General features: G+C 68.1%; 14 protein-coding genes and 4 pseudogenes. 11 read left to right on the top strand and 7 right to left on the bottom strand.

Annotated features, from left to right (window positions below):
• Both ACBI99_RS43980 and ACBI99_RS43975 read left to right on the top strand, forming a co-directional pair.
• Nucleotides 1–858, top strand: a complete 858-nt coding sequence (locus tag ACBI99_RS43980) for a hypothetical protein (RefSeq protein WP_375075190.1) — start codon at nucleotides 1–3, stop codon at nucleotides 856–858.
• Nucleotides 855–2,279 (top strand): FAD-dependent oxidoreductase, encoded by a 1,425-nt coding sequence (locus ACBI99_RS43975; protein WP_375075189.1) that lies wholly within the window; start codon nucleotides 855–857, stop codon nucleotides 2,277–2,279. The genes ACBI99_RS43980 and ACBI99_RS43975 overlap by 4 nt, the downstream gene beginning before the upstream one ends.
• Before the next feature lie 311 nt (nucleotides 2,280–2,590).
• On the opposite strand, the pseudogene ACBI99_RS43970 reads toward ACBI99_RS43975, so the two are convergent.
• Nucleotides 2,591–3,724 (bottom strand): annotated as a pseudogene (locus ACBI99_RS43970) (transposase); the annotation flags it as partial.
• 1,267 nt (nucleotides 3,725–4,991) lie between these two features.
• Nucleotides 4,992–5,492: pseudogene (locus tag ACBI99_RS43965) on the bottom strand (DUF4158 domain-containing protein); the annotation flags it as partial.
• A 641-nt stretch (nucleotides 5,493–6,133) separates the two neighbouring features.
• Here ACBI99_RS43965 and ACBI99_RS43960 point away from each other — a divergent pair.
• From ACBI99_RS43960 to ACBI99_RS43945, 4 genes and pseudogenes are all read left to right on the top strand, one after another.
• Nucleotides 6,134–8,647, top strand: coding sequence for a cation-translocating P-type ATPase (locus ACBI99_RS43960; RefSeq protein ID WP_375075188.1), 2,514 nt, complete (start codon nucleotides 6,134–6,136; stop codon nucleotides 8,645–8,647).
• 323 nt (nucleotides 8,648–8,970) lie between these two features.
• Nucleotides 8,971–9,830 (top strand): annotated as a pseudogene (locus ACBI99_RS43955) (transposase); the annotation flags it as partial.
• A gap of 225 nt (nucleotides 9,831–10,055) precedes the next feature.
• Entirely contained in the window at nucleotides 10,056–10,247 is a 192-nt protein-coding gene (locus tag ACBI99_RS43950; RefSeq protein WP_375075220.1) for a hypothetical protein, read from the top strand.
• A 57-nt stretch (nucleotides 10,248–10,304) separates the two neighbouring features.
• On the top strand, nucleotides 10,305–10,535 hold the full coding sequence (locus ACBI99_RS43945; RefSeq protein WP_375075187.1) for a hypothetical protein: 231 nt from the start codon (nucleotides 10,305–10,307) through the stop codon (nucleotides 10,533–10,535).
• A gap of 189 nt (nucleotides 10,536–10,724) precedes the next feature.
• On the opposite strand, the gene ACBI99_RS43940 is transcribed toward ACBI99_RS43945, so the two are convergent.
• Nucleotides 10,725–11,063, bottom strand: coding sequence for a hypothetical protein (locus ACBI99_RS43940; RefSeq protein ID WP_219517795.1), 339 nt, complete (start codon nucleotides 11,061–11,063; stop codon nucleotides 10,725–10,727).
• 414 nt (nucleotides 11,064–11,477) lie between these two features.
• Here ACBI99_RS43940 and ACBI99_RS43935 point away from each other — a divergent pair, with 414 nt between their 5' ends.
• The gene (locus ACBI99_RS43935; RefSeq protein WP_372455439.1) at nucleotides 11,478–11,651 is read left to right on the top strand and encodes a leucine zipper domain-containing protein; all 174 of its coding nucleotides are present in this window, start codon (nucleotides 11,478–11,480) and stop codon (nucleotides 11,649–11,651) included.
• Nucleotides 11,652–12,430: 779 nt separating this feature from the next.
• On the opposite strand, the gene ACBI99_RS43930 is transcribed toward ACBI99_RS43935, so the two are convergent.
• A complete protein-coding gene (locus tag ACBI99_RS43930) occupies nucleotides 12,431–13,054 on the bottom strand; it encodes a response regulator transcription factor (protein WP_375075186.1) in 624 nt (207 codons plus the stop codon).
• Entirely contained in the window at nucleotides 13,051–14,253 is a 1,203-nt protein-coding gene (locus ACBI99_RS43925; protein WP_375075185.1) for a sensor histidine kinase, read from the bottom strand. The genes ACBI99_RS43930 and ACBI99_RS43925 overlap by 4 nt, the downstream gene beginning before the upstream one ends.
• 146 nt (nucleotides 14,254–14,399) lie before the next feature.
• Here ACBI99_RS43925 and ACBI99_RS43920 point away from each other — a divergent pair, with 146 nt between their 5' ends.
• Both ACBI99_RS43920 and ACBI99_RS43915 read left to right on the top strand, forming a co-directional pair.
• Nucleotides 14,400–15,467, top strand: coding sequence for an FtsX-like permease family protein (locus tag ACBI99_RS43920; RefSeq protein WP_375075184.1), 1,068 nt, complete (start codon nucleotides 14,400–14,402; stop codon nucleotides 15,465–15,467).
• A complete protein-coding gene (locus ACBI99_RS43915; protein ID WP_219517787.1) occupies nucleotides 15,464–16,153 on the top strand; it encodes an ABC transporter ATP-binding protein in 690 nt (229 codons plus the stop codon). Before ACBI99_RS43920 ends, ACBI99_RS43915 begins: the two co-directional genes overlap by 4 nt.
• Before the next feature lie 242 nt (nucleotides 16,154–16,395).
• Here ACBI99_RS43915 and ACBI99_RS43910 read toward each other — a convergent pair.
• Both ACBI99_RS43910 and ACBI99_RS43905 read right to left on the bottom strand, forming a co-directional pair.
• Nucleotides 16,396–16,563: pseudogene (locus tag ACBI99_RS43910) on the bottom strand (LuxR C-terminal-related transcriptional regulator); the annotation flags it as partial.
• A 575-nt stretch (nucleotides 16,564–17,138) separates the two neighbouring features.
• Nucleotides 17,139–17,297, bottom strand: coding sequence for a hypothetical protein (locus ACBI99_RS43905; protein ID WP_375075183.1), 159 nt, complete (start codon nucleotides 17,295–17,297; stop codon nucleotides 17,139–17,141).
• Between the two features lie 248 nt (nucleotides 17,298–17,545).
• On the opposite strand from ACBI99_RS43905, the gene ACBI99_RS43900 reads away from it, so the two are divergent.
• Both ACBI99_RS43900 and ACBI99_RS43895 read left to right on the top strand, forming a co-directional pair.
• The gene (locus ACBI99_RS43900; protein WP_375075182.1) at nucleotides 17,546–18,391 is read left to right on the top strand and encodes a universal stress protein; all 846 of its coding nucleotides are present in this window, start codon (nucleotides 17,546–17,548) and stop codon (nucleotides 18,389–18,391) included.
• Nucleotides 18,388–18,888 carry a DUF6544 family protein gene (locus ACBI99_RS43895; RefSeq protein WP_219517783.1) on the top strand — a complete coding sequence of 167 codons (501 nt, stop codon included), beginning with the start codon at nucleotides 18,388–18,390 and terminating at the stop codon, nucleotides 18,886–18,888. The genes ACBI99_RS43900 and ACBI99_RS43895 overlap by 4 nt, the downstream gene beginning before the upstream one ends.
• Nucleotides 18,889–19,011: the final 123 nt, after the last annotated feature.

Here is a 19,011-nt window from a genome sequence, read left to right as displayed (position 1 = left end):
ATGGATGCTCCGCTGATCACCCTGGCGCTGGTCGTGCTGCTGCTGGCGACCATGTTGACCGTCGGCACCTCGCTGACGCCGGCCGGCTTCGCGGCACTGCTGCGCCGTCCGCTCGCCCTGGCGGCGGCCGTGCTGGTAAATGTCGTGGTGGTGCCGGCGATCGCGGTCCTGCTCGTCGGCTTGCTGAGCCTGGACGGCGCGATCGCCTACGGGGTGATCCTGGCCGCCGCCGCGCCCGGCGGCGGCACCGGAGCACTGCTCACCTACCACGCCCGCGGCGACCTGGCCCTGGGAGTGAGCCTGCAAGGCGCCCTCGCCGCCGCAGGCCTGCTCTCCGTGCCCGCCTGGAGCCTGGCCGCACCGTACGAGGGCGCACCCGTCGGAGGTGACGCGGACCTCCAGGTGATGGCGATGCTGCTGGCCCAGCTCATCCCGATCGCCGCCGGGATGTGGCTGCGCGCCCGATCGCCCGGCGCCGCCGATCGGGTACAGAAGGTCAGCAGGCGGGTGGCCGACGTGCTGCTGGTGACCTCGACCCTCTACATCGTCTTCACCACCGCCGACCGGTTGACCGCCATCCCGGCCTCCGGCTGGGCCGCCTTCGCCCTGCTGACGCTCCTCAGCCTGGCCGCCTATGCCACTCCCGGCCTCGACAGCCCGGCGGCCCGGCGGGCGGTCGCCATGACCACCACCATCCGCAACCTGTCCCTCGCCCTCCTGGTCGCCGGCCTGTCCGCCGACGCGGCCCTCGTCAGCCTCACCGTGCTGGCCTACGGCCTGGTGATGTACGCCGTCTCCGGCCTGGCCCTGGCGCCGCTCCGCAGAACCGCTCGCCTTGGAAAGGACTTCGCCCGATGAACACCGCTTTGCCCGTGGCCGTCATCGGCGCCGGCCCCGTGGGCCTGGCCGCCGCAGCTCACCTGGCCGAACGACACCTGCCCTTCGTCGTCGTCGAAGCCGGGCCCGTCGCCAGCTCCTCCGTGCGCCAGTGGGGCCATGTGCGCATGTTCAGCCCGTGGCGCTACAACACCGACGCCACCGCGGTGCGCCTGCTGTGCGCCTACGGCTGGACGGCACCCGACCCCGAGGCGCTGCCCACCGGGCAGCAGCTCGTCGACGCCTACTTGGAGCCGCTGGCCGGTCACCCCGCGATCGCTCCGCACGTCCGCTATGGGGCGCGCGTGGCGGCGATCAGCCGCCTGGACGTCGACCGGCTCCGCACGGCAGGCCGCGACAGCGCGCCGTTCGTCGTCCGGCTGGCCGACGGCAGCGAGATCCACGCGCGGGCGGTGATCGACGCCTCCGGCACCTGGGCGACGCCGAACGTGCTCGGCGCCAACGGGCTTCCCGCCCACGGCGAACGCCAGGCGGCCGACTGGATCGACCACGCCCTGCCCGACGTGCTCGGCTCCGACCGGGACCGGTTCGCCGGCCGGCACACGGTCGTGGTCGGCGCCGGACACTCGGCCGCCACCACACTCCTCGCGCTCACCGACCTGGCCGAGCAGGTGCCGGGCACCCGCGTCACCTGGGCCATCCGCGCGGATGCGCCGGAGCGCGCCTACGGCGGCGGCGAGGCCGACGCCCTGCCCGCCCGCGGCTCCCTCGGCTCCGGGCTGCGCCTGCTCGTCGACAAGGGCCTCATCGACCTGGCCGCAGGTTTCAAGGTCGGCGCCGTCCACGTCCTGACCGACGGCACCGTCGAGCTGCGCTCCCGGCAGCCCGCAAGCCCCGACCGCATCCTCAAGGCCGATCAGGTCGTGGCCGCCACCGGCTACCGGCCGGACCACTCCATCGCCGCCGAACTACGGCTCGACCTCGACCCCATCCTCCGCACCACCCGCCTGCTCGCCCCGCTGATCGACCCCAACGACCACTCCTGCGGCACCGTCCGCCCGCACGGCGTGGACGAGCTGGCCCATCCCGAGCCCGGCTACTACGCCATCGGGATGAAGAGCTACGGCCGCGCCCCCACCTTCCTCCTGGCCACCGGCTACGAGCAGGCCCGATCCGTCATCGCCGCCCTGGCCGGCGACTGGACAGCTGCCCGCGACGTCCAGCTCGACCTGCCCGAGACCGGCGTCTGCTCAGTCACCCTGGCCGTGCGCGCCATCACCGACGACTTCGGCCTGCCGACCGACACCCCCGCCAAGCTCATGGCCGCCACCACCCGCCACCTCGCCCAGCAGGCCAACGCCGCCGACGCGGTCATGGCCGCAGCCCACGAACTGGGCATCGACCCGGCCGCCGCCCTCAAACTCGCCGCCCTGGCCGGATAAACCGCCCACGCCCCGAAAACGCTCGGCGCTTCCCATCGAGGCGGGTGGCCCCGCACGTCAGCAGGGCCACCCGCAGCGCCGCTCGGTATCTGCGCAGCCGCGCAGCACCGGCTGGTGCACCGCCGCCCGCAGCTCCCGCTTCCACGAAACAACTCCGCGCGGGCATCGCCGCCGGCGTCAGTCATCCCAGTCGGGGCGATCCGGGTCGCGCAGGTCCCGCACGCCCGCGGGGCCGAGGTCGGGCACAAGGTGTAGGTGCCGATCACGTTGATGTGCCGGCGGCCGAACGGCGACAAGCGGGCGACATCCTCCTCAGCCAGCGAGTAGCCCGAGGCCCGCAGACGGGCCAGGACCTGATCGATGTAGAAGGTATTCCACAGCGTGACGCAGTTGAGCACCAACCCGAGCGCGCCTAGCTGATCCTCCATGCCCTTGTAGTAGCGCTGGTAGATCTCGCCCTTGCGGCCGTGGAAGATCTTCCCTGCCAGGGCGTGGCGAGATTCCTGCAGGTTGCGGATGCCCTTGATGTCACGCCGATACGGCTCCTCCACCACGTAGGTGAGGATGTGCAGCGTCTTGAAAATGCGGCCGTAGGCGGCGATCGCGTCCCCGAGCGGAGTGGGGTTGCCGTCGCGCTGCAGCATCCTCATCACGTCGTAGGCGCGGATCCGGCCGGTGTAGATCGACACCACCACCCGCAGGATGTCGTCCCAGTGCCGTTTCACCTTGCCCAGGTCGATCTTGCCGCGGGCAAAACGCGCCAGCGGCCCGTAGTCGGCGTCCTGGATCCGCCAGCCCTTCTGATCCGGCAGGTCGGCCAGCGCCGGCCGATACTGCATGCCCAGCAGATGCACCAGCCCGAAGACCACGTCACTGTAAGATCCGGTGTCGGTCACGATGATGTCCGGCCGCTGCCCGCCGTCGCGCCGAAACAGCACATCGATCATGTGCAGCGAGTCCCGGACGGTGCCCGTGACCACCTTCGCGCCCAGCCCCGCACCCTGGTCATTGACCATATTGAGCCAGGTCAGGCCCCTCTTGCCGCCGAAAAACTTCCGGTTGGGCCGGGTGTAGATGGACGGCACCGGGACCACGAACCGCAGGCCGTCGATCGCGGCGACCAAGCCGCCGCCGAGCTGCCGGGCGAAACCGATCTTCGCCTGCTCCTCGATCAGCGGCGCATTGGCCAGCGAGAACGTCTCCGCCGACAGGTAGTTCTGCGCCACGTGGCTGAGCCGGTCCCGCTCCAGCGCCGCGGTGCCGGCCTTGATGACCGGCGCGTAGCCGATGTTCAGCGCGCTGGCGGTCAGGCAGGCCACCACCGAGACACCGAAGTCGGCCAGCTTGCTCACCCCGCCCGCCACCGAGGTGAACGCCGCCTCGAACCCCGGGACGCGGCCCGGCACCTCCAGCAGCAACTCGGGCAGGTCCACCCGGGGCAGCATGCTGGCCACCCGCTTGCGCAGATCCACCAGCGACGGCGGCTCGGGCATCGCCTGCAGGCGCCACGTGCAGCCGCCCCTCCTCATCGACGGTGACGTCGACGCCGTCGGTGCCGAGCCGGGCGGCCACGTCCCGCAGCGCCAGATGCAGCACCAGCGCGTGCTCGGCCAGCAGCGTCTCCGGATGCTCCGGCAGCTGCAGGTCCGTCAGCGCCGGCCCCTTGGCCGCCGCCCAGTCCGCGCCGTCCAGCAGCTGGCCGCGCGGGTCCCGCCAGCGGGCCGAGGCCTCGGTGTAGACATCACGCCGCTTGAGATGGCGGTGGAACTGGGTCAGTACGCACATGGTGTAGGCGTTCTTGTCCACCGTGCTGCCGTGCGAGCCGGCCCGGAACACCAGCCGCTTCCACGACCCGGTCACCAGTGCGACGTCGATGTCGTCCTCGGTCACCTTCTTCTTACGGCCGTCCAGCAGCCGCGGCAGCGTCTTCATTGCCGTCAGCACCCGCTGCGCCTCGGCGTTCGCGCCAAACTCGATCACCGTGGTCAGCGTCTTGAGGAACCCCGACACGGTCGCGATCCGTTCGGCCAGCAGGGCGCGCATCTGCCCATTGGCGTCGGCGTCCGGCGGCGGCACCATCCCGGTCACCGCGGCCACCGCCTCCTTCAGCTCCCGGCGCGGCACGATCGCATCGATCGCCTCCCACACCTGCTCCAGCCGCAGCTCCTCGCCGTACTCGGTGACCTCCAGCAGCGTCTCCACCGCCACCGCGAGGGTGGCCGAATGCCGGGCGAGCTTGGGGTGCTGGCGGGCGCGCTCCTTGTCGGTGGCGGTCTCGGCCTTGCCGATCAGCTCGGTCGTCATCAGCAGATCGAGCAGGTCCAGGCAGTCGTCGACCGACTTGCCCTCAAGGTAGATGACCGTGGCCAGCAACGTGGCCAGCTGCCGCGAGGGGCCGTGCCGGCGCAGCGTGGTCGCCGTGGCGGTCATCCCGTACCGGGCCAGATCCACCATCCGCCGGTGCGGCACCCCCGGCGGCAGCTCCATCGCCCCAAGCCCGACGCTGAGAATCTCCCCGGCCCGCTCCAGCGCCTTTTCCATGTTCCGGCCCGAGGGCACCGACGGGCCCTTGCGCCAGCGCTCCAGATCCGACGAGCGCGCCCCTTCCGGCACCTCCAGCAGCCGGGCCAGGATCGCCTGCTGTCGCGGCGACAAGATGCCGTACAGCGTTTGATGTAGCCGCTCGATCGCCTCATCGCGCACCCGGGCGATCAGCCGGGTCAGCGTGGTCACCCCCGGCAGCAGCACCTTGTTGGTGCGCAGCCAGCTCACCCCGTCGATGAAGATGTTCTTCTTGCCGTCACCGGTGTTCCACGCCCGCGCATCCACCCGCGCGGTGAACTCCGCCTCGACCGGGGAGAACTCCCGCAGCCCGTACGCCTTCTTGATCTCGTCCTGGTGGTCGAGCTGCGTCTGGCGCCGCTCGGTGTACTGCTGGATCTGCGAGACGTCCGTCACCCCGAGCTGGCCGGCCAGATAGTCGATCACCTCAGCCGGGACCTCCAGCGGGTCCGGCAGGAACCGGCCCACGAACCGGGCCGTGGTCAGCTGCAGGGCGAACCCGAGCCGATGCTGATCGCCACGGCGGCGCCCGATCAGCTTCCGGTCCGCGTCGTCGAGGAAGAACATCTTCTCCAGCTCGGCCCGCGTCGGTGCCCCTACGTAGCGGCCGTAAGCGGCCGCCTCTTCATCGCTTAAGAACTCAACTGGCATGGGCCCAGAAGGTAGGACTCATCCATCAGCGCGGGCCAGGCTCAAGATCGAACTGTTACGAGGAAACAGCTTCGACGACCCCTGAGCAGTACGATTCCGCGCAGGTCAACGGCATCGGAACAGCCATCAACGGTAAGCGGGGCTCTGGGGGCGGCTAAACGCGACTGTTCGTTCGCATGCTGCTCAACCCCCGAGATCTCTTAGTTCCGTTCTGGTGTGTACCGGCCACGTCACCAACGAGGAACCTCGCACCAGGGGCGGCGTGCGGGGGTGAGACTGCCGCCCCGGCCCCGCAGCGAGGGCGTCAGCCGATGAAGGACTCGGGGTGAAGAAGCGGTCCCGTGCGAGGATGAGATAGGCCTCGGCGTGCTCGGTCAGCCAGCCACGCGGTGTTGCACCAAGGCGATCCTGCCAAGGTTGAGTAATTTTGTAATAACGCCTGCCCGCGGTGAGGAGTTGCGATGAACGACTTCCGTCGTGGTCATGTGGCGGGGCGAGTCGCCTTGTCGCGGCCGATATATGCCTCTTTACCAGATCACTGCCGAGAACGTGAGCGTCGACCGAAGCAGCGCGGGGAGAGCTGAAGGCAGAGTGGGTCGCGTGGGGCGCGGTCCCCCTGTGGTAGGAGAACGAGGTGTGCGATGACCAGCCATGCCTCGGACGGCTCTGTGCCTGTTCAGGGATACCAGGGACTCAGCTCGGACGAAGCTCGCTATCGCTTGGCCGCAGATGGCCCCAACCTGCTGCCCGAGGGCGAAGGGAATTCAGCAGCGCTCCTCCTCCTACGCGAACTGGTGCACTTCTTCGCGCTCATGCTGTGGGTAGCCGCCGGGCTGGCGCTACTGGCAGGACTGCCGGAATTGGCGGTCGCCATCATCGTGGTGGTGCTGTTCAACGGCGCTTTCGCCTTTGCTCAGGAATACCGGGCCGATCGGGCCGGCCAGCGGCTTCGCGAGCTCATCCCCGCTGATTCCACGGTCCGCCGCGACGGTCGCCGTGTTGTGGTGCGCGCTGCCGATCTGGTCAGAGGGGATCTGGTGCTGCTCGAGTCAGGAGACCGAATCTCGGCGGATCTCAAGATCGTGCAGGCGCATTCCCTAGCGGTCAACCAGTCCATGCTGACAGGGGAGAGCGTCCCCGTACGGCCGGTGGAGTCGGAAGCTCTGTTCGCGGGCACCTATGTGGTCGAAGGACAGGCCGAGGCCGTGGTGACGGCTACAGGGGCGCACACCAAGCTGGGCGCCCTCGCGAAGCTGACCAGAGCGGCGAGCCGTCCTCCCAGCCCGCTGGCTCGTGAGCTCAGCAAAGTGATCAAAGTTGTCGCCGCTATCGCACTCGGCGTCGGAGTCGCATTCTTCGGGCTCACACTGCTGTTGGGCATGTCCCCTTCCAACGGCTTCCTGCTGGCGCTGGGCGTCACCGTGGCCTTGGTCCCTGAAGGGCTGCTTCCTACCGTCACTCTGTCATTGGCCCGTGCCGCCCGTCAGATGGCGCGTCGCAAGGCTTTGGTTCGCCATCTCGAAGCAGTGGAAACGCTCGGGTCCGCCACGTTCATCTGTACCGACAAAACCGGCACGATCACTCGCAACGAAATGAGTGTCGTTCAGGTTTGGACACCGAATGGACCGCTTGACCTGACTCGTCCTGAAGTGGCCATCGAGATCATGCGTTCGGCTGTCCTGTGCTCTACTGGGCGGCTGGTGCGCGCAAATGGCGGCCACCAGGCCATCGGCGATCCCATGGAGGTCGCGCTGCATGCGCTGGCCCTGCGCGCCGGGTATTGCGAGGAGGAGGTCGTCACCCGGCGCTACCCGTTCGATCCGGTTCGCCGCCGCTCCTCGGCGGTTGTCGACGGCAAGCTTCATCTCAAAGGGGCTCCGGATGCGGTCCTGCCGCTATGCGGGGACGTGCCGGAGGCCGCGGTGGTTCTGGAGGCGATGAGCGCGAGCGGTCTGAGAGTTCTGGCGGTGGCCCGTGCTGATGACCCTGCTACCGGCAGTGCTGAGCAGGCCGAGCAGGATCTGACGCTCCTCGGACTGGTCGGGCTGGAGGACCCACCCAGGGACGGGGTTGCCGAGGCTATCGTCACGTGCCGCAGGGCCGGTATCAGGCTGGCCATGATCACCGGCGATCACCCCAGCACTGCGCGAGCGATCGCACAAGAGGTCGGCTTGCTGGCGCGGAAGCCGCTCGTACTCACCGGGCGGGAACTGCCGGCAGACGATGCCACTCTGGGTGAAGTCCTTGACCAAGATGGCGTGGTCGTAGCCCGAGTGACCCCGGAGGACAAGCTGCGCATCGCTCGTGCCCTCCGCGGCCGTGGTCACGTGGTCGCGATGACCGGCGACGGCGTCAACGACGGGCCGGCACTGCGGGAAGCCGATATCGGCGTGGCCATGGGCGCTTCAGGCACCGATGTCGCTCGTGAGGCCGCTGATCTGGTGCTGCTGGACGATCACTTCGCCACCATCGTCACCGCCATCGAATTGGGGCGTTCCACCTACGCCAACATTCGACGCTTCCTCACATATCACCTGACCGACAATGTCGCAGAGCTCACACCGTTCCTGGTGTGGGCCTTGTCCGGGGGCACGCTTCCGCCAGCACTGACTGTGCTGCAGGTTCTCGCCCTGGACATCGGGACGGACTTGTTGCCCGCTCTCGCGCTCGGAGCGGAGCCGCCCAGTCCGCGCGCAATGCGTGGAGCCGCCCGCACTGGTGCGTTGATCGAGCGGCGGCTGCTCCGCCGAGTTTTCGTGGTGCTTGGCCCGACCGAGGCGCTGGCCGTGATGGTTGCCTTCTTCACGGTGCTGGCCGTGGGTGGCTGGACGCTCGGGGTCGAGCCCTCCGCCGAAGTATTGGCCGCGGCCTCCGGGAGCGCCTTCGCCGCAGCGGTCTTGGGGCAGTTCGCCAACGCCTTCGCTTGCCGGAGCGAAACAGATCGGGCGTGGGGTGTGCCTCTACTGGCCAACCCTCTCCTGCTTTGGGCGGTGGCTGTCGAAGCACTTATGCTGCTTGCTTTCGTGGGTTTCCCTCCGCTGGCCGGTTTGCTGGGTGGCAGCTTTCCACCAGCCGTCGGCTGGGCCATGGCCGCACTCGCCATACCGGCAGTGCTTGTTGCAGACGCCATGTACAAGACCGGGCGGGCGCGATGATCGCATCGACCCCGCGGGTTTCCGTCGAAGCAATGATTGAAACCTGTGGATCTGCCAGGAAGGGGCGTATCTTCCCGGATCATCCGATGATGGTTCCGAGATAAGGCCGACGTTGCAGCGTCGGTCGGGAGGGCACGGCACACCCGTGCCGCTTACCGTAGTGCCCGAGCCGCCCGCTGACGCAACCCGAACTCGGCTTCGCCGATCGATCAGATCGTCCGCGAGGGTGCCCGCAAGATGCTCGCCGCTGCGTTGCAGGCCGAGGTGGAGGCAGCATTGCCGCCTTCGCCGGTGAGCGCGATGAAGCCGGTCGCAGCCTGGTTATGCGTAACGGTTGCCACGCCCCGTGTGAGATCCTCACCGCGGCTGGTGCGGTAGAGGTCACGGTCCCAGGGTCAACGACAAGCGCACCGACGAGGAGAGCGGTGAGCGCCGACGGTTCTCCTCAGCGATCCTGCCGGCCTGGGCGCGCAAGACCCCGCAGATCACCGAGGTGCAGCCGCTGCTGTATCTGCATGGGCTGTGGTCAGGCGATTTCGTCCCCGCGCCGGTGCAGTTCCTCGGCTCGGCCAGCGGCCTGTCGGCCTCGGTCATCACCAGACTCACCGAGCAGTGGAAGGGCGAGCAGCGCGCGTTCGCCGCCCGTGACTTTGTCCGGCGTGGACTACGTCTACCTGTGGGTGGACGGCATCCACGTCAACATCCGACTGGAGGAACACAAGCTGTGCCTGCTGGTGATGATCGGCGTGCGCGCCGACGGCCGCAAGGAAATCGTCGCGCTGACCGATGGCTACCGCGAGTCCACCGAGTCATGGGCTGACCTGCTGCGCGATTGCGCCCGGCGCGGGATGCGCGCCCCGGTGCTGGCGATCGGCGATGGCGCGCTCGGCTTCTGGTCGGCGCTTCGAGAGGTGTTTCCGCAGGCCAGGGAGCAGAGGTGCCGGTTTCACAAAATCGCAAACGTGCTGGGGGCGCTGCCGAAGTCGGCCCACCCGTCAGCCAAGAAGCACCTGGCTGAGATCTGGAACGCCGAGGACAAAGAGCACGCCCAGTCCGCGGTGACCGACTTCCAAGCCGCCTACGGCGCCAAGTACCCAAGGCCGTCGCCAAGGTCGTCGACGACCTGGATGAACTGCTTGCCTTCTACGACTACCCGCTGGAGCATTGGGTGCATCTGCGCACCACCAACCCGATCGAGTCCACCTTCGCCACCGTCCGGCACCGCACCAAGGTCACCAAAGGGCCGGACTCACGCACTGCCGGTCTGGCGATGGCCTTCAAGCTCATCGAATCGGCCCAGGCTCGCTGGCGCGCGGTGAACGCCCCTCACCTGGTCGCCCTCGTCCGTGCGGGAGCCCGCTTCGAACGCGGGGTGCTGCTTGGAACGTCACGAGGAGAAAGATGCCGTATGACCAACCTCGACCGCTACGACTACTGCGCGCTCTTCCTACGCGGCGCCAGCCACGAGGCCGCGATCGAACTGACCGCCCGCGCCACCGGCGCCACACGCGATGGCCGCCTGCTGCGCGTCGGCACCATGGAGATCGAGATCCGGCGCAATGACAACTGCACCCACGATGGGGCCGACTTCCCCACCTGACCGATCAAGATGGAGATCGAAAGAGGGAACGCTACCAGCCACCAGATCATCGATACGGTGTCCAAGATCCTGAACACGCCTGGCAGGCAGGCCATGACGCAGTCGCTGCCTGCGACTACGAAGACGAACTTGCTGAGCTTGGTGGATATCCCTGCTACCCGGGTGACCACCCCACCCGATCCACAGGCATTGACAACTGCTCCTTTTCTCCGTCTTCTGGACAGACCCGACAGCCATGTCATTCCGATCTTCTTGCTGCGCGCCATGCAACGGGACCGCTTACGGTGAGGTCGCTTGTTTCGGTCTTCACACGCAAGTCGTTTGCGGGCTGTGCTTGCCGGCACGATCGGGCACGTCCGTTGTGAATCTCGGGAACTAGCCGGAGTAGAAGGCCCGACCCAAAGCGACGCGACGATGCGATGGCCGCTCCGGGCTGAACCGAGCGTCAGACCTGGCTCAGCCCGGGCGACCTGAGCCTCAGCAGCCCCAGCTGTCGTGATAGACGCCGTAGACATTCAGGTAGTAGCCGAGTTCGACCTGCTTGTTCGCCGGGACGCAGAAATGCTGGTTGTCGGAAGACCTCCTGTAGGTGACCCAGATCCTCTCGCTGATGTCCTTGCAGTTGCGGTAGTACTCCGTTGAGCCCTTGGTGTAATGGCCGCACGTGTCGTCCGTGAGTGCGGTGGGTCGCATGCTGGTCGGCTGTGCAGCGGTCGGCGTGCCGACACTGGCGGCGGCGGGAAGCGTGACGGCTGCCGGGCCAAGGGCCAGGACGGTGACTGCGGTCAGCAGGGCAGCCTTGAGCTGAGCGTGCATGGGACTTCTCCTTATCGCACTTGCGGTGGGTGTCTACGATCACCGCTGTGTGGCACCAGCCAAGCCGGGCGGGAGTCGTGTCCAACAGGGCCTCGGACGGAGTCGGCCGAAGCGATCCACTTTGCGTCCACCCTTGGACAGGTGCAGGCACCGGAACTCGCGCGGCTCGACCTGGGCAGGGTAGGTCTGCTGCGACCTTCACCAGCGACGCCACGTACTTCAAGGAGGCGGTTTCTACACTGGCCCCCCTTAGGTGTACGTGGCCAAGATCTTGGTGACACGCGGTCTCGGGCCATTGATCAACTGGAAGTCTCCGGGCGTAGTGGAGTTGCCTACTTCACCACCACTCGGAGATCTTGATGGGTCACGCTGACGCCTGGCTGACGTTTCATGGCGGATACCTGCTGATTCGCCGTGTCGTGTACGGCGGTCGCCCGGTCGCGCGTGTGGGCTGAGCTCGGGGCCTGCCGCCGGTGCGGGCATCGGTGGATGCGCCGGTTCCGCGCAGAGGGCTGGAACGGCCTGCGCGAACGGCGCAGCGGCCCCGCTCCTGCCGGCACCGCACCCCCGACGCCACCAAGGTGCTGACCGCCCGCGCCCACCTGCGGGACTCGGCCCGCCTGCATCGCCCCGGCCATGGGAGTGTCGGCCTGGACCATCACCCGCGTCCTACGCCGCCACGGCGTGCCCATTCTGGCCGACTGCGGCTCCCTCACCGGCGCCGCGATCCGCGCCCGTCGCTATGAGCGCGCCGTACCTGGCGACATGATCGACCTGGGCATCACAAACTCGGCCCTGCTGGCCGAGCGCGTCGGACTGGAACGCGCAGACAAGCCGCCGGGCAGTCGGCCGACGGCAGGTTCCGCAGGATCATCCCTCTGGCCCGCTGACTGCGGCGCGGGCGGCGGCCTGCACCGCGCTGGGCGGGCAGGCGGGTCTCACCTCCGCACCACGCTCACCGTAGCGGCGATCCGGCCTACTCGCCCGTATGCCATCGAATTGCGGGCACACCCCTTCTTAGATCAGTTTGTAGTTTCTGAGCACGCCAGCCAATACTGCGCCCAAGATCGAAACCTGCCGCGGGCAGAGGTCAGCTTCGTCAGTGGAGGCCGTAGCGAGGTCGTGAGGCGCCGAACGCGGGGCTAGCGTCCAGAGGCGAGTCGCGGTTCAGGTGCGGCACCGTATCTGACGCGCCTGTCGGCCGGTGCTGATCCCGTCACCAGGCACACGCCAAGCCCAGCACGGCCAAGCGTTGAGGGTCGCGGCTGTCGCGGTGGACGTGAAGCAGACACCGACTCGGCCGGGGGAGCCTTCAGGCCCAGCTCTGCCGCTGGCTCGCAAGCCAGAAACGTCGCGTTGCCAGCGGGTCACGGCGGACGGATGAGACCCTTCTTCGAGGCCACAGCCACGGCTGAGGTGCGGGAATCCACGCCGAGCTTGGCGTAGATGTGCGCCAGGTGGGTCTTGACCGTGGTCTCGCTGAGGAACATCGCCTTGCTGATCTGCCGGTTGGACAAGCCGGCAGCCACATGGCTCAGGACCTCCAGCTCACGGGGGCTGAGCACGGTATCGGGAGCGCGGACGCGACCCAGCAGACGTGAAGCCACGCTGGGAGCCAGGGCGCTGGCTCCCGCGGCGGCCGAGCGGATGGCGGCGTGCAAATCGTCCGAGGGCGCGTCCTTGAGCAAGTAGCCGATCGCGCCCGCTTCCACGGCAGCCACGATGTCCGCGTCGGTGTCGAAGGTCGTCAGGACCAGGACCCGGGGACCGTTCAGCTCGACAATCCGCCGGGTCGCCTCGCTGCCGTGCATATCCGGACCCAGCTGAAGATCCATCAGCACGACGTCCGGTCCGAGCGTCTTTGCCAGGTTCACACCCTCCTCGGCAGTGGCGGCCTCGCCGACCAGTTCGAAGTCGGGCTGCCCGGCCAGCATGGCGCGAAGGCCGGAACGGACCACAGGGTGATCGTCGACCAGGATGAGCCGGATCACACCGCCTCCCCTCGCGGTAGTGGCAGCGTGGCCACGATGGCCGTTCCTTCTCCAGGAGACGATTCCACTGCGAGCGCGCCCCCGAGAGTAGCTACTCGTTCGCGCATAGCCCGCAGGCCGTATCCAATTCCCGGCGCCTGTCCGAGGGGCCTACGCGGGTCGAATCCGCGGCCGTCGTCGTAGACGTCCAGCATGACGGCGTCGCCCATATAGGTGAGGGTCACGCCGGCATGTGCGGCGCCGGAATGCCGGCCAACGTTGCCCAGGGCGCCCTGCGCGACACGAAGCAGCGTCGCGTCGTAGTCGGCGGGTAGCGGGAACGGGATGCCAGAGATTGCGAAACGCGCCTGGATGGAGGTCCCGGCCAGGGCCGAGTCGCCGATCCTGCGCAATGCCGCAATCAGCGATGATTGCTGCAGCGCCGGCGGGGCCAGAGCTCGCACGAAGTTCCTTGCCTCCTCCAGATTCTCCTTCGCCGCGTCGGTCGCCTCGACAATGCGGCGCTCCGCTTCCGCTGGTTGTTCGGCGAGGTCGCGGCGGGCGGCGCGCAACAGCAGGATGATGCTGGACATGCCCTGCGCCAGGGTGTCGTGAATCTCCCGGGCGAGGCGTTCGCGCTCGGCCAGCCTGGCGGCGTCGCTTTCCGCTTCGACGAGCTTGCCACGGGTACGGATCAAGTCGTCGATCAGCAGGCGGCGCTCCTCGCTCTCGGCGTGAAGCGCCTTGTAGACCATCGCCATGAGGGTCGCCACGACGGCACCGATCGTGGGCCCGATGACCTGTGCGGCGGTCAACCGGTCCTCGTGCCAGGCCGCAGCCAGGATCGCCGCCACGGTCAGCACCGCTACTCCGGGCAACGCGACGGCCAGGGACAGCAGGTGGAGGTAGGCGAAAAAGAGCGGGAAGGCCAGCCAGACGAACTGCTGGGCGGTCAATGCGAGAGCCGCCCACCCGGCCGTGATCAGCACCAGCCACAGTCGCCCTAACCGCAGGTGAACCGGCCCGCCGAAGTGCGGCAATCGCCCCTCGATCACCAGGCCTGTCGCGTACAGGGCTCCGAGCGATGCTCCACCCAGCGCAGGCAGGGACTGTCCCTGCCGGGCGACTCCAGCAACCGCGATCATCAGGAGGGTCGCGAAGGTGCCGTGGATGGCCCACCGAAGCAGCCGGAGAGCGGGTGGGAACGGGTAGTCAGCCATGTCTCGCTCAGCGTATGCAACAGCGCTCCCCGCCACATCATGCAAAAGAACGATTGCGGCCCGACCGAGTGCACGATGTACGCAGACGTCGAGAGGGCGGAAGCTGAAGCAGTCATGTTGGCTTCGCTTGCAACGGGGGACGCGCCGTGTTTGTGGCGCTCAGAGATCTACGCTTCGCCAAGGGACGGTTCGCACTGATGGGCGCCGTCGTCTTCCTCATCACTCTGCTGGTAACGATGTTGTCCGGTCTGACCGCCGGCCTGGCGCAGGAGAATATCTCGGCGGTGGAGAACCTGCCCGCCGACCACATCGTTTTCGCCAGCGGCGACAAGCCTGCCTTCGCCGACAGCCGCATCACCGATCGAACCTGGAAGAACTGGCAGAAGGTAAGCGGAGTCACCGCAGAAAGACTGGGCGTCTCCATGTCGAGGCTTACCTTTGGTAACGATCAGAGCACGGGAGCGGCCCTCTTTGGCGTCCAGCCGGGAGGCGAACTCGCGCAGGGGCGACCGGTCAGCACTGGGAAGGTCGTCCTATCCGCCGCGCTGGCAACAGACAGCGGGCTGAAAGCCGGAAACACTGTACGAATCTCCGGCAAGGACTTCATCGTCGCTGGAATCGGGGGCGATGCCTCCTACAGTCACACCCCGGTTGCCTGGATCGGCATTGACGATTGGGAGTGGATGGGCCGGCAGGCCGGCGCTGACACGGTGGCCACCGTCTTGACTCTGCGCACCAGCGAGGCCACAGAACTGTCGGTGGCCGACACCAAGCTCGGTACCACGACCGTCCCGTTGCCCGACGCTCCTGCCGCAATTGGCTCCTTCTCATCCGAGAACGGTTCGCTGCAGCTCATGCGCGGTTTCCTGTTCGCGATCTCCGCCCTGGTCATCGGCGCGTTCTTCACCGTCTGGACGATTCAGCGGCGTGGCGACGTCGCTGTGCTCAAGGCGCTGGGCGCGAGCGCGGGCTACCTGCTGGCTGACGCGCTTGCCCAGGCCGTCATCGTGCTGCTGCTCGGTGCCGGTGCCGGTGGGGCGGTCGGCGCGGCGCTCGGCGCGCTCGCCGAAGGCACCGTCCCGTTCGTGCTCTCGGTGACCACGACTGTGGTGCCGGCTGCGGTGATGATCCTGCTCGGCGCCGCCGGTGCCGCGCTGGCCATCCGCAAGATCACCTCTGTCGACCCTCTGATCGCGCTCGGAGCCTCCCGATGACACTCAAGCTCACCGACGTCGTCCTCACCTACCCCGACGGTGGGCGCGTCCTGACCGCGCTCGACCGGGTCAGTTTGTCCGTTGAACCGGCAGAGTTCACCATCGTCGTCGGCCCATCGGGCTCGGGCAAGTCGAGCCTGCTCGCCGTCGCTGCCACCCTCATCACGCCCGATTCGGGCACCGTCAGCATCGTCGGACAGGACGTCTCTCGGACCGGCCAGGGCAAGCGCACCAAGGTCCGTCGCGACCACATCGGCATCGTGTTCCAGCAGCCGAACCTGCTGCCATCGCTCAGCGCGCTCGACCAGCTCTTGACGATGGCTCACCTGGCGGGGCAATCCCCCCGTGGCGCGACCAAGCGGGCAAGGGAATTGCTGCACGCCGTAGATCTCGCCGGCAAGGAGCACAAGCGCCCGCACCAACTGTCCGGAGGCGAACGCCAGCGGGTCAACATTGCCCGCGCACTGATGAACGCACCCGAAATCCTGCTGGTCGACGAGCCCACCAGCGCACTCGATCACCACCGGGGCAACCAAGTCGTGTCCTTGCTGGCCGACCTCACCAGGAACAACAACCTGGCCACGGTGATGGTCACGCACGACCTGGCTACCCTGGCCATGGCGGACAGCGTTCTGACCATGACCGATGGCAGGCTCACTGAGGGAGTTGCGGCACCGGTTGCTTGACCGCACTCCAGGACAGCTTCGACCGCTTACGCAACAGAGCTTTTTCGAGGAACACGGACGTTGCCAAGGGCAATGCCCCCACGCTCGGCTCTCGGCATCATTGTGGGCGCCTGGGGCGGCTCTGTGCGCAGCGGAACCACCATTTGCGCCCTCCCCGTACCAACAAGATCGGCCTCACGCCCCTTCTGCGCCCCGCCGCATTCGGCGGGGCAGCAAGGGTCCAAACCCGCCGAGCGGGGTGTTCACGGCTCGTGGGGCTTGGCGAACAGGCGTGCGACGAGTTCACCACGGCTGAAGGTCTCCGCCTTGCCGAATGCGGCCTTGAGGTGGCCGCGAACGGTGTTGGGAGAGATGAGCAGGTCCGTAGCGATCTCGGCGGTGGACAGGCCCCGCGTCACCAGATGAGCGACCTGGAACTCCCGGGTGTCAGCCCGTACGCCTGTGCGACGATGACCGCCAGGTCGGCGGCGGGGGCTCGATGACGAGCGTTGTCGGGACTGGCCGTCGGCCGGGGCCGCCCAGGCCTGAGGCGCGGCAGGTCAGCCAGCGCCGGCCGAGGGTTCGGATGCGGACGTGGCACTGCCGCGATCGTGTCCTCGGGAGGCCGCCCGCGCCTCGAGCGCTGCAACGGGCGGGAGGACCCGAGTCAGCTTGCCCGTTTCCGACGTCCGCCAATCCCACCATTTGAGGGGTCGCCTCCCGCCGATCTTCCTCCAGGAGGGATGGAGCGGCGTCAGGCAATCCACGGGGCTCAAACGACCTTTCGGACGAACTTGGAGGAACGTCATGCGTATCGCCATCCTCGGAAAAGCGCCGCCGCGGTCGGCCGCTGGACGCGCTGGCTCATAGATGGGGCCGGGGCAGGTGACCGAGTTCGAGCTCTCCGCGCACCTGGGGACGGCAGGCTGGGCGCGGTGCTGCTGTCGTGCCTGCGTTGGCCGCCGTGCCCGGTGGTCGTGGTGCCCGCGACCCGGCTCGGATCTCCTCAGCCGGTCAGGGGGGAGCTGGCCGAGGCGCGGTAGAGCTTCTCCAGGCTGCTGGCGAGAGCGAGGTTCGCGGCCGTCAGCGTACGCACCTGCTCCTCCAGGTGGTCGAGCCGCTTCTTCAGCGCCAGCAGTTCAGCGTCGACTTGCGGTGATTCCATGAGCATCCGTCCGCCGATCATGACACTCCACCTTTCCGTTGGGCCAATCACAGGGTGGATGCTGCACGAGGCGACGAGAAGCGGCGAACGTCCTCGGACGCGGGGACCAAAGGCACTCGCGGCCCTTGATCCATCCGTTCGCCCTCGAGCGAAGGGACCTTCTCCTCTGGGGCCGGAAGTCGGCCGGACGTGTGCTGTAGGCGGCATCGAAACCATGCCGTCCGATCGCGCACAGAGAGGACAGGGCCATGAGCAATATGATCGTCGTAGGAGTCGACGGGTGGAAATCGTCGTACGCCGCCCTCGATTGGGCGGCAGATGACGCCGCTCGGCGCGGGCTGGGCGTGCGGATCGTGCACGTACGCGAGCCGTGGGCGGTTGAGCACCCGCTGAACGCGGCCAGCGATCAACAGACGCTGACCGAGTGGTGCGAAGCTCTGGTACGGGTGGCGGCGGAACGGGTTCAGGTCCGGCAGCCAGGTCTGGCGGTGGCCACGTCGGTGGTCACGGGTGCGGTGGCAGAGAGGCTGAGGGACGCCTCACGCGACGCTGACACCGTGGTTCTGGGCAGCCGCGGCCTGGGCAGGCTCGCCGGGCGGGCGCTCGGCTCGGTCGGGCTGGCACTGGCCGGTCGCGTCTCGGGCCCGGTCGTCATCGTGCGGGAGGTGGCCCCAGTGGCGTTCGACGAGGTCGTCGCGGGATTCGACGGGTCGGCCGGTGCCGAAGCCGCCCTCGCGTACGCCCTGGCGCAGGCACAGATCCGGGGCGCGCGCCTGCGGGTGATCTACGCCGTGCAGGCGCCCCACCCCGGGGGCCACAGGTCCACACCGGCGGGCCCCATCGCGCAGGAGGTCGCGGAGCGGCTGGCGCCGTGGCGTCAGAAATACCCGGACGTCGAGCTGACTGAGACGGTGGTGGCGGGCGCTCCGCCGGTGATTCTCGCTCGAGCCTCGCGCCAGGCAGATCTGGTCGTGGTCGGGTCTCGGGGACTCGGCGCGTTGGCTTCCGTCGTCCTCGGCTCGGTGAGCCACGGCCTTCTGCTTCGAGCCCACTGCCCGGTCGCTGTGATTCCACCATCGGGGACGCGGTCATGACGGTGATCGTCGCGCCACCTCAGGTTACCGGCCAAGCCAACGAAGATTGGCAGGAGCTGCAGGCCGAGACGGCAGACGCTCCCGCGTTCGAGCCAGGGCAGGCGGACCGGCTGCCCTGGCCGGCGCGGCGCTGGGTGCTGCACGCCATCGAGCCGGGTACGCCGTTGCTGCGCTCGGTGGTCCTGGTGACGCGTGGACAGATCAGGCTCGGCCGCGGCGGCGGTTCGACGCGGTGCAGGTGCTGTCCCCGATGCGGGGATTTCGTCTGGGAGGCCAGAACTTGGCTGGGACCGGTGCCAGTACGGGGCTTCGGCCGCAACCGCGGGGGAGCGGGGGAGATGCGGAGGCAGGTGCTCGAAACCGTCCCGGTGATGTCCGGTTCGGGGCCGGACATCACCGGGAGCGCGGCTGGGCGGTTGGCGTACGAGTTCGTCCTGGCGCCTGCCGCGGCGCTCGATCTGCGCGTCCGGTGGACGGCTGTCGACGACCGCGGGTGATCGCCAGCCTGCCTGCCGGGGACGAGGACTATGACGTGACGCTGAACGTCGATCCTCTCGGCGTTTTCGCCAGGGTCACGGTGGAGCGGTGAGGCAATCCGGGCAAGGACGGATACGGCCTGC

It is taken from the genome of Nonomuraea sp. ATR24 (assembly GCF_041950485.1).
GTDB lineage: Bacteria > Actinomycetota > Actinomycetes > Streptosporangiales > Streptosporangiaceae > Nonomuraea > Nonomuraea ceibae.
This window is presented reverse-complemented; position numbering and strand designations above follow the sequence as displayed.

Coding starts and splice junctions, on each gene's coding strand:
- ACBI99_RS43980 (WP_375075190.1), top strand. CDS start 1: ATGGATGCTCCGCTGATCACCCTGGCGCTGGTCGTGCTGCTGCTGGCG.
- ACBI99_RS43975 (WP_375075189.1), top strand. CDS start 855: ATGAACACCGCTTTGCCCGTGGCCGTCATCGGCGCCGGCCCCGTGGGC.
- ACBI99_RS43960 (WP_375075188.1), top strand. CDS start 6,134: ATGACCAGCCATGCCTCGGACGGCTCTGTGCCTGTTCAGGGATACCAG.
- ACBI99_RS43950 (WP_375075220.1), top strand. CDS start 10,056: ATGACCAACCTCGACCGCTACGACTACTGCGCGCTCTTCCTACGCGGC.
- ACBI99_RS43940 (WP_219517795.1), bottom strand. CDS start 11,063: ATGCACGCTCAGCTCAAGGCTGCCCTGCTGACCGCAGTCACCGTCCTG.
- ACBI99_RS43925 (WP_375075185.1), bottom strand. CDS start 14,253: ATGGCTGACTACCCGTTCCCACCCGCTCTCCGGCTGCTTCGGTGGGCC.
- ACBI99_RS43915 (WP_219517787.1), top strand. CDS start 15,464: ATGACACTCAAGCTCACCGACGTCGTCCTCACCTACCCCGACGGTGGG.
- ACBI99_RS43905 (WP_375075183.1), bottom strand. CDS start 17,297: ATGGAATCACCGCAAGTCGACGCTGAACTGCTGGCGCTGAAGAAGCGG.
- ACBI99_RS43900 (WP_375075182.1), top strand. CDS start 17,546: ATGAGCAATATGATCGTCGTAGGAGTCGACGGGTGGAAATCGTCGTAC.
- ACBI99_RS43895 (WP_219517783.1), top strand. CDS start 18,388: ATGACGGTGATCGTCGCGCCACCTCAGGTTACCGGCCAAGCCAACGAA.